Raw genomic sequence first — 8,324 nt, forward strand, 5'->3', positions numbered from 1 at the left:
CCAGATGCTGCCTACCGGCATGTCCCCCGGCAAAGGCGAGCGGCTCGGCCCTCCAGGTAACGCCGCTCTGGAAGGCTAGTGGTGGCTCGGGCCGCCGCACGATAGCCCGCGCAGGCCGCCATGCGGTCGCCCGCCATCTCGAGCAGGTGTGCGCGGACCGCGTGGAGCCGGTGATGACCAGCCATCCGCTCGTCGGAGTCCAGCGCTACCAACAGCTCCAATCCCGCCCGCGGCCCTTTCACCATCGCAGCCGCAACGGCGTGATTGAGGGTGACCATGGGGTTGGGCGCCAGCCTGATCAGCAATTCGTACAGGGCCAGGATCTGCGGCCAGTCGGTGTCCTGGGCCCGCGCCGCTTCGGCGTGGACCGCGGCGATTGCCGCCTGCACCTGGTAGGGCCCAATCTGTGCCGTGGTCAGCGTTTCGGTGATGAGTCTGATGCCCTCGTCGATGGCGGCTCGGTTCCACCGGCTTCGATCTTGTTCGGCGATCGGGATCAGTGTGCCATCGGGGCCGGTGCGGGCGGGGCGCCGCGCGTCAGTGAGCAGCATCAGCGCCAGGAGCCCGGCTGACTCGCCGTCGTCAGGCAGCAATCGGCGCAGCTCACGGGTCAGACGGATGGCCTCGCTGGTCAGCTCGCTGCGTTGCAGGTGAGGGCCAGAGGTGGCGGTGTAGCCCTCGTTGAAGATCAGGTAGAGCACATGCTGCACGACCCGCAACCGCTCAGCACGCTGGTGCTCAGGCGGCATGCGAAACGAGCTGCCGGCGACTTTGATCCGCTGTTTCGCCCGGCTGATGCGCTGGGCCATCGTGGTCTCGGGGACCAAGAACGCGCGCGCGATCTGGGCCGTGGTCAGGCCACCAACTGCCCGCAGCGTCAGGGCGACCTGCGACACCGACGACAGCGCTGGGTGGCAGCACAGGAACAACAGGGTGAGCGTGTCGTCCTGGTCGGTCAGGTGTTGATCGGGCTCGGCGACGATCAACTCGTCAGGTGGCACCATCGCCGCGGCGGCGGCCTCACGCCGCAGCCGGGCGGTGTTGCCGCGCAATTCGTCGGTCAGCCGACGCGCCGCGGCGCGGATCAGCCATCCACGTGGATTCTTCGGCACGCCCTGGTCGGGCCACTGAACGGCTGCGGCCAGTAGCGCCTCTTGCACCGCATCCTCGCACGCGTCGAAGTGCCCGTGCCACCGAACCAGCGCGCCAAGGACCTGTGGCGTCAACGCGCGCAACAGGTCCTCGACGCCAGCATCGAGCTTCACATCTCCAACCCAGCATCGTGCATCAGTGGTCGCACCTCAACGGCAACGAGCCTGGCGTCCGGGATACGCCCGGCGATCTCCACCGCGCGGTCGGCGCTCTCGCAGTCGACAATGTCATACCCAGCGAGGTGCTCCTTAGCCTCTACGAAGGGACCGTCGATCGTGGTGAGCACGCCGTCCCGGAGCAGAACGGCCCGGCTGTTGGATGGGTCGGCTAGCGGCGATCCGCCGACCCACTCGCCGGACTCTCGTAGCTCCTCGATCAGGGAGGCGTGCTCGCGCCCGATGGCCACGCGGTCGTCATCGGACAGCGCCTCCCAAATCGCCGGATTGCTGTAGATCAGCAGCATGTACTTCATGGGTCCACCCTTCCGGTCCTGGACGAACGCATGCAAGTTTCCCGGTCGGGATGTCGAGATCCGGTCGCCAGCTTCGACGTCTCTCTGAGCCGCCGCTGCGGGCGGCGACGCATTCGTTGCGAAGGAGGAGGATCTCGATGGATTCGCACACCACGACCGGCTCTCGCCCAAGGGCCGGACGGCGGGAGTGGATCGGGTTGGCCGTGCTCGCCCTGCCCACGCTGCTGCTGGCCCTGGATTTCAGTGTGCTCTACCTGGCACTGCCGAACGTCGGCGCAGACCTGGCGGCGGGCGCCAACGAGTTGCTGTGGATTGCCGACACCTATGGATTCATGCTCGCGGGATTCCTGGTCACCATGGGCACGCTCGGCGACCGGATCGGCCGGCGCAAGTTGCTGATCATCGGTGCGGCGGCGTTCGGTGTTGCCTCCGTGCTGGCCGCCTACGCCAGTGGGCCGGAGATGCTCATCGTGGCTCGCGGCCTGCTGGGCATCGCCGGCGCCACGTTGATGCCCTCAACCCTGGCGTTGATCAGCAACATGTTCGCCGACCCGCGGCAGCGGGCGCTGGCATTCGGTGTGTGGGTGAGCTGCTTCATGGGCGGCACCACCATCGGACCGGTCATCGGCGGCGCGATGCTGGAATTCTTCTGGTGGGGTTCGGTGTTTCTGCTCGCCGTGCCAGTAATGGCGGTGCTGCTGATCGCTGCTCCGCTGCTGTTGCCCGAGTATCGCAGTCCCGCCGCGGGGCGGTTGGACATGATCAGTGTCGCCCTGTCGCTGGCGGCTATCCTGCCGGTGGTCTACGCCATCAAGGAGTCGGCCAAGGACGGGTGGCACGCCGTACCCGTGGCGGCCCTCGTGATCGGGTTGACCGCGGGAGTGATGTTCGTGCAGCGGCAACGCAACGCCGAGAACCCGATGCTGGACCTGAGCTTGTTCGCCAGTCGCTCGTTCACCGTCGCGCTGACCGCCCTGATGCTCAACGCCGTGACCCTCAGTGGCATCTCGCTGTTGGTCAACCAGTACCTGCAGACGGTGGAGGGACTGTCCCCGCTACGCGCGGGCCTATTGCTGGCGCCTGCGTCGGCGGCCATCGTGGTCACGTCTCTGCTGGCACCGGTGATCGCGCGGCGGGTCCGACCCGCCTACGTCATCGCTGTCGGGTTGGCGCTCACGGCTGTCGGGTGCGCGCTGCTAAGCCGGGTCGAGACGGTTGACAGTCTTCTCCTGCTGGTGATCGGCAATATTGTGCTGCTCCTCGGCGCAGGCGCGATCACGGCCCTGGGCACTGACCTGATCGTCGGAGCAGCCCGGCCGGAGAAGGCGGGCTCGGCTGGTGCGATAAAGGAGACAGCTGACAACCTCGGTATCGCAATGGGTGTCGCCATTCTCGGCAGCATTGCCACCGCAACCTACCGCAGCCACGTCACCACACCTGACGGCCTACCTGCAGGTGCGGCCAATACGGCGCGCGAGAGCGCGGCCAACGCCGTAGCTGTCGCCCAAGATCTTCCTGCGCCCGTGGGCACGTCCCTGATCGAGTCTGCACGGGAGGCGTTTACAGCTGGTCTGAACATCGCCTCCGCCGTCGGCGCCGCCATCATCGCTTGCCTCGCCGTCCTCACGTTCGTCACGTTGAAGCATGTCGAGTCGGGCAACGAGGTGGCGGCGCGGACCGCTGCAGCTGAGCGGACCGGAGACGCTTCGGTCCCCGCGCCGTGACCTGCGATCTGCCACCACTGCGCCGAAGGCGATCTGGGGGTCGACAACGTGACGGTGCGTCTGGCCACGATCCGGGGGGCTGCCCCAAGCCGGCCGGAGTTGAGGGCCGAGCTGGCAACGTCGACAGCAAGACCCCTGTCGTCGTGGTGGCCCGGTCGGCGACTGTGCAGGCGGGTCACGGGCCAAGGTGGTCTCTTCCGGCGTGCGTGGTTGTGGGTCTCGTGGGGCCTGGCGAACCCTCTCTACCTGGTGATTCGCGTCTGCTTCGGGGGTGCCGCCTGCTGGACCAGTTTGCCCGGACCTTTACCCTGCAACGGTACGGTAGGGGGGTATTTCCGCTACCGTAGGGGGGTATAATTTTGATGTCGGCGCCAAGCCAGATGGGGGACACGATGTCCGAACATGCCGATGGCAAGCAGGACTACGCGAGGCGGTTGCGCCGCATCGAGGGGAAGATTCGTAGACTGCCCGGTACGGTCGGCCTGGTCGAGCGACTGGAGCACCTGATCGAGCACATGCGTGTGCAGCAGCGGCAGTTCGTCACTGACGCCTCTCATGAGCTTCGTACCCCCCTGGCCGGACTTCGGCTCTGGCTGGAGGAGGCGCGGCTGCATCCCGATCAGACCGATCTCGGTGAGCTCATCGGGCACACGATGAGGGAGGTGGAGCGGCTGCAGAACATCATCAGCGATCTGCTGCTGCTCGCCAGGCTGGACAGCGACTCCTGCAGCGCGCCCGTGCCCATCGATGTGGCCGACCTCGTTGAGGGCACGGTCAGCGAGCGAGCCGACGCCCTGCCCATAGACCTGCACCTGGAGCGGGGCCTGTTCGTGGGCGGCGTGACCGGCACGCTGGCCCGCCTGCTGGGCAACCTGCTGGACAACGCCGAACGACATGGGCGGACGAAGGTCCGGGTGACGGCGACCGGCCAGGACGACCAGGTCGTGCTGGCCGTTGACGACGACGGACCTGGCATTCCCCCCGACGAGCGCGAGCGCGTCTTCGAGCTCTTCACCCGGACCGACAGCGCACGCAGCCGGGACCACGGCAGAACGGGACTCGGCCTGACCATCGCGCTGTCCATCGCCGACGCTCACAGCGGCACACTCACCGCACACGCTTCCGACCTGGGAGGCGCACGACTCGAACTCCGCCTGCCGCTCCTACCACTCGCCACCCTCGTGGACACGGCGGTGTGAGCCTCACCTCAGCCAGGTCACGTCTCACCACCTGCATTCTGGAAGGGGGCGCACGCCCGCCCCCAGACCATCGGCAGTACGGCTGGAGCAATCCGGCATGCCGGGGTCGCGTTGAGGTTCGCGGTTCACCGGCCCGCCCGGCGGTGGGCCTCTGGGGTGGGCGTCGAGAAAGTATGGCGGGTACCAGGCGCGGCCGCCCAGCGCGGGGACCTTGGGCGGTGGGCCGAGGATTCCCATGGTGATCGTCAGCAGGATCGAGACACCGATCGCCCCCGTGGCCGCTGCCGCCAGCCCGTCTCGTGCCTTGTCGTGCTGCATCCCCGGTTGCGTCGCCTGGCCTTCCGGGCGCAATCGAACGTGATCAGCACCCATCCAACCGGCCACGACACCCTACACGCCAACCCGGTGATAGTTTCCGGTCACAGCACCACCCGTCTCAGTTCTCTCCACGGATACCGATCGACTGTCCGTGGTGCGCGCTCGTGCCAGGATTCGATCGCTCTCGCCTGCCACGTCGTCTACGACAAGAGAGACAACCCACGAAACACCGCCCTTTCGAGCAGGCGTGACTCGCCGTGAGGTGGAGTGGTTTCGACACCATTGAATCTGGTACGGAGCCGAAAGAGGGGCCAGAGCTGAGCCGTACAGTCCGATCAGGTTAGACCGGCCTTTGAGCTGCGTTGATAGCATTGAGATGTGGCTCCAACTCCGGTGTCGAAGCAGGCGACTGACAACCTTCCAGCCGAATGTAAAGAGATCGTCGGGCGCCGGAGCGAGGCGTCCGATATCAAGCGGTTGCTGTCGTCAACTCGCTTGCTAACGCTGACCGGTCCCGGAGGGGTGGGCAAGACGCGCTTGGCCGTTTACGTGGCCGCCTCTGTGCGACGGTCTTTTTCGGACGGCGTATGGCTGGTGCAGCTGGCCTCCCTCCAGGGCGAGGAGTTGCTGGGGCGCGCGGTGGCGCAAGCGCTGGGCGTACATGACAGGGCATCCCGATCCTCCCTCGAAACGTTGATCGACTACTTGCGTACCAAGCAGATACTGCTGGTGCTGGACAACTGTGAGCACTTGATCGACGCGTGCGCTGCCTTCGCCGACGCGTTGATCAGGGCGGCTCCGGAGGTACGGATCCTGGCAACCAGCCGGGAATCCTTGGGCGTCCAGGCTGAGGCCCTCTATGTCGTTCCGCCGCTGTCGCTGCCGCCGACCGACCGGCCGTTGGCGGCCGGTGATATGCACCGGTACGAGGCGGTCGCCCTGTTCCTTGAGCGCGCCAAGGCCATCGACCCATTTTTCGATCTGGCCGCCAACTCCGGTAGTACCGCGAAACTGTGTCAGCTTGTCGACGGCATACCCCTGGCTATCGAGCTGGCCGCGGTTCGGCTACGTGTTCTTTCCCTCGATCAGATCATCAGCAGGCTCGGTGATCGCCTGCATTTCCTCACACAGGGATATCGGACTGCCATACCCCGGCATCAGACGCTGCTCGCCACGGTCGGCTGGAGCTTCGACCTATGTTCGCCCCAGGAGCAGACTCTCTGGCAGCGCCTGTCCGTCTTCTCCGGCGGCTTCGACCTGAGTGCGGCCGAAGAGGTGTGCTCGGGCGACGGGCTGCCGCGCGAGGACACCCTGCCTCTGCTAGCGGCTCTCATCGACAAATCTGTCTTGACCTGCGACCGCAAAGGCGCTCAAGCGCGGTACGGAATGCTAGAGCTCCTTCGTCAGTACGGTGAAGAACGGCTGGCCGAAGGTGGTTCGCAAGCGGATTTGCGGCGTCGTCATCTTGACTACTACCGGCGCATGGCCGAACGCACGCAGGCTGGCTGGTTCAGCCCCCTGCAGGTGAGCTATTACGCCAGCGTGGTCCATGAGATGCCGAACCTGCGGGTGGCTCTGGATTACTCCTTCAGCGATCCAGACCGTGCAGAGGCGGGCTTGAAGATCGTCACCAGGCTGTATGGATACTGGGTCTATTTCGGGGGCTTCAGCGAGGCGCGCTACTGGCTTGACCGGGCGCTCCAATTGGTGCATGGTGCGAATCCCGTGCGATTCAGGGCGTTGGCGACGGCGGCGCTTTTCGCTCTCATGCAAGGGGACATAGACGCGGCGATACCCCTCGTCGACGAATGCTCCGTACTCGCAGACAACTGGAAGGACGACGGTGCGCAGGCGATGGTGAAGTGCCTGTCCGGCAGACAAGCACTACTGCACGGAGATTACCAGAGCGCCGTCGATTTGCTCGGCGACAGCGTCGGCTGGTACGAGGAGAACGCCGACATCCTTTCTGACGATGATGTCCTGCAGGGCCCCTTTCTGCCCGCCTTCTACCTGGCCCTCGCCGCCGTGTTCGGGCGGGATCCGCGCGCCGATGCGTTCGCGGCCCGATGCTGGAAGATAGCCGAGGATGCAGGCGCGCAAGGCGAGATCTCCATGGGGGTGTGGGTAACGGGCATGGAGTGCTGGCTGGCCGGGGAGACGGCTCAGGCCATCGAGCTGTTTCAGACCAGTATGCGCATTGGGTGCTCGATCGGTTATCGATACGGCCCCGCCTGGGCAATCGAGTCACTGGCGTGGGCAACGGCTGCCCAAGGACGGGATGAGCGGGCTGCGCGCCTGCTCGGCGCCGCCGAATCGGTTCGGCAAATCCTGGGCCTTCCGCTACCGAAATTCCATGCCTATGCAGAGGCCCACAATGATTGTGAATCGGCGCTGCGCACCAGGCTGGGCGATGCGGCGTTCGAGGCGTCCCTCGAGCAGGGTGCGGGCCTTGACTTCGACGAGGCGGTTGCGTATGCACTGGAAATTCCGGCCCACCCCGTCAAGACCGCTGCCGCGCCCGAGCAGCCCACAGAGACGATGGAATTGACGCAGCGCGAGATCGAGGTGGCCAAACTCATCGCGCAAGGAAAGCGGAACAAAGAGATCGCCACCCGGCTTGTCATATCATTGCGCACCGCCGAGGGACACGTGGAGCACATCCTGACCAAGCTGGGCTTTAACTCACGCACCCAGATTGCCGCCTGGTACATCGATCACTTCGCGCCACCGTCAGAAGAGTAACGAGAGCGCGCCGTCTCGGCCTGATGACGGCCGGTGGCGGCGGCCCAGCAGTCGAGAACCCTTGATGGCATTTCCGGGCCGTAACTGCAACCATTGCCGGATGAGATGCCCAGCAGATTTCGGGCAATCGGCTACATAAGCTGACAGAGGTCTGGAAGATGTAGATACGTGACGAGGTGTCGTAGGCAGTTCTCAGTCCTTGTCGGGAGTACGAGGAAGAAGCCATCAGTATGGCGCCGGAAGAGATCGGACGGACGCATCGGTGGCGGGAGTTCGGGGTCAACGCCAGTAATCTTAGAGCGCCGACTCCGGGATCGAGGTCATCGTCATCCGCCGCGCCGTTCGGCGACGTTGAGCTCACCTGCGCCGGCGTACCCCGTGATCGCCTTCGGCCACGAGGGCGCCACCCGACGCTGCGCCACCCGACGCGCCGCCCCCGGGCCATCGGCAAGCGCTAGCGACGACGAGGAGGAGTTCGAACTGCTGTGCACCCGCGCCGGGGCGGGCCCACTGGTTGTCGCCGCCGGCGAGCCGACCGTGTAGAGGTGTGATTTTCCGGGGTTGATGTGGGCTCAGTGGTCGTAGGCGGTCAGTGAGGTGATCTCAGAGAAATAATTCGGGCGATTTGGGGATGGACGGGACGCCAAAGGTGACGTTTCGGGCCTATCGGGAGAAGTCGTCGAAGGCCGGAGACAGACGTGGAGCCTCCGGTAGATG

At 65.6% G+C, this 8,324-nt stretch carries 5 protein-coding genes; 3 read left to right on the forward strand and 2 right to left on the reverse strand.

Annotated elements, in window-relative coordinates; all coding sequences use genetic code 11:
- Positions 1-11: 11 nt before the first annotated feature.
- Positions 12-1,265: an RNA polymerase sigma factor gene (locus ACTWPW_RS61710; protein ID WP_443174655.1), complete on the reverse strand. Its 1,254-nt coding sequence runs from the start codon at positions 1,263-1,265 to the stop codon at positions 12-14.
- Positions 1,262-1,624 (reverse strand): YciI family protein, encoded by a 363-nt coding sequence (locus ACTWPW_RS61715; protein WP_443174656.1) that lies wholly within the window; start codon positions 1,622-1,624, stop codon positions 1,262-1,264. Before ACTWPW_RS61715 ends, ACTWPW_RS61710 begins: the two co-directional genes overlap by 4 nt.
- 137 nt (positions 1,625-1,761) lie before the next feature.
- Between ACTWPW_RS61715 and ACTWPW_RS61720 the strand changes: the two genes are divergently transcribed.
- From ACTWPW_RS61720 to ACTWPW_RS61730, 3 genes are all read left to right on the forward strand, one after another.
- Positions 1,762-3,348 (forward strand): MFS transporter, encoded by a 1,587-nt coding sequence (locus ACTWPW_RS61720; RefSeq protein ID WP_443174657.1) that lies wholly within the window; start codon positions 1,762-1,764, stop codon positions 3,346-3,348.
- Positions 3,349-3,740: 392 nt separating this feature from the next.
- Positions 3,741-4,547, forward strand: a complete 807-nt coding sequence (locus ACTWPW_RS61725) for a sensor histidine kinase (RefSeq protein ID WP_443174658.1) — start codon at positions 3,741-3,743, stop codon at positions 4,545-4,547.
- Between the two features lie 696 nt (positions 4,548-5,243).
- The gene (locus tag ACTWPW_RS61730) at positions 5,244-7,607 is read left to right on the forward strand and encodes a LuxR C-terminal-related transcriptional regulator (RefSeq protein ID WP_443174659.1); all 2,364 of its coding nucleotides are present in this window, start codon (positions 5,244-5,246) and stop codon (positions 7,605-7,607) included.
- The last annotated feature ends 717 nt before the right edge of the window (positions 7,608-8,324 follow it).

Source organism: Nonomuraea sp. KM90, assembly GCF_052246675.1.
Classification (GTDB): Bacteria; Actinomycetota; Actinomycetes; order Streptosporangiales; family Streptosporangiaceae; genus Nonomuraea.

Bases quoted from the DNA above. Each gene is read 5' to 3' on its own strand.
- ACTWPW_RS61715 (WP_443174656.1), bottom strand. From the start codon at position 1,624: ATGAAGTACATGCTGCTGATCTACAGCAATCCGGCGATTTGGGAGGCG.
- ACTWPW_RS61720 (WP_443174657.1), top strand. From the start codon at position 1,762: ATGGATTCGCACACCACGACCGGCTCTCGCCCAAGGGCCGGACGGCGG.
- ACTWPW_RS61725 (WP_443174658.1), top strand. From the start codon at position 3,741: ATGTCCGAACATGCCGATGGCAAGCAGGACTACGCGAGGCGGTTGCGC.